At 38.1% G+C, this 1,851-nt stretch carries 2 protein-coding genes; one reads left to right on the top strand and one right to left on the bottom strand.

Going from position 1 to position 1,851, the window contains the following annotated elements; genetic code table 11:
* Nucleotides 1–54 precede the first annotated feature (54 nt).
* Complete coding sequence (locus AMDU4_RS07885; protein ID WP_021787456.1) at nt 55–489, bottom strand: hypothetical protein; 435 nt, start codon at nt 487–489, stop codon at nt 55–57.
* A gap of 75 nt (nt 490–564) precedes the next feature.
* On the opposite strand from AMDU4_RS07885, the gene AMDU4_RS07880 reads away from it, so the two are divergent.
* A partial coding sequence (locus AMDU4_RS07880; RefSeq protein WP_021787455.1) for a M1 family metallopeptidase occupies nt 565–1,851 on the top strand: 1,287 nt, incomplete at its 3' end.

Genomic DNA, 1,851 nt, shown 5'->3' with positions numbered 1-1,851 from the left:
CCTTATGCGGGATATACTCTACAAAAGATCCTTAGACTTAATGGAAAATTAGTTTTATTTTAATTTATTCTCTGTTACTTTTATAACATATAAATAATAAAATTCAGACAGTACAATTATTATGAAGGAAATGGCCATCAGAAGGGAATAGAGATTTTTTTCATTGAACAGAAACAGGAAGCCTGAGATGCCCGCAACTATCACAAAGAAAAATGACAGAAAACTGGAAATTACTAATTTAGAATTCCTTATCCTCAGGCTAAGCAGGACCATTATAAATGAAACTACAAGTATAAGAAATCCCAGCATCATATGGAACATAACAACAATGTAATTTGATGGGAAATTGTGTGGGCCCATGTGTGTGATGCTATTCATTGGAGGAAATGAAACATAAAGGTTGATGTACATGCCCATTATGAACTGCATAAACAATAAAGCCATGATAACTGTTATCCCCAGATAGGCGAAACTGTACTTTTGGTCCATGTTTCAGTATTCGCTTGTATTATTTAAAATATTCAGGGTTGAAAAAATTTATTAAACCTAAGAATATGAAGTAATATGGAAGTTATCAATTACAAAATTAAACTGGATATTGATTTTGCAGGAAAAAAATATACGGGAACAGAAAACGTAAAAATTAAGGAAGCAGATAAAAAGGTAACCTTTGACCTGGACAAAATAGATGTCCATGAGATAAAAATCAATGGCTCCAGTGTGAAATATGTAGTTACTGAAGATAGTGTGTCATTTTCCACGAATGGCGGTGATATTTCCGTGGATGTGAAATTTTCATCTGACAATAGCAGAGGGCTTAAGGGGTTCTATGTGGCCGGAAACGATAAGGAGTATATACTCTCCACGCAGTTTGAAGAATCTGATGCAAGAAGGGCATTCCCGTGCATAGACAACCCCAGTTATAAGGCAACCTTTGATATTACAATGGTAATTGACAGTGACTTGCAGGCCATATCAAATATGCCAGTAAAATCTGAAACCATAGAGAATGATAAAAAGGTTGTTGAATTCGATCAAACACCAAGAATGGCAACCTATCTTGTCTATCTCGGTGTTGGCCACTTCGATGAAATGGAGGATGAATACAGGGGGAAGAAAATATTTCTCACTGCCATGAAGGGACACCTTACCGGTTCAAAATACCCCATTGAAACAGCAAAAAAATCATTGAATTACCTTGAAACCTACACGGGAATAGATTATATGATTCCGAAGCTGAATCTCATATCCGTGCCGGAGTTTGCAGCTGGTGCCATGGAAAACTGGGGAGCAATCACATTCAGGGAAATCCTGCTCAATATAGACAGGTCAACAACAAGCAGGAGTTATAAGAGAACAGCAGAGGTCATTACACATGAGCTGGTACACATGTGGTTCGGTGACCTTGTAACGATGAAATGGTGGAATGACCTGTGGCTAAATGAAAGCTTTGCCACATTCTTCGCGTTTAAAACAGTTGACAGTACCAATCCGGACTGGAAGTTCTTCGGGGATTTTCTTCTTGACCAGACAGATGGTGCATACACCATGGATGCCCTTAAAAATTCACATCCCATAAATGCAGATGTTTCTGACCCCAGAAGCATATCACAGCTATCATATGAGATAAGGTATGGCAAGGGCTCAAATGTATTGAGAATGATTGAGGCATATGTGGGCAATGATGTATTTATGAAAGCCATGAGAAATTATCTTAAGGAATTTTCATACAGCAATGCCTCCGGATCTGACCTGTGGAATGCCATAGAAAAAGAGTCCGGCAAGGGCATATCTGCCATAATGGAACAATGGATTTCACAGAAGGGCTATCCGTACCTACAACGAAAGGAT

It is taken from the genome of Ferroplasma sp. Type II, from assembly GCF_000496155.1.
The sequence above is the reverse complement of the archived record's forward strand: the minus strand, read 5'-3'. Positions and strand labels throughout refer to the sequence as shown.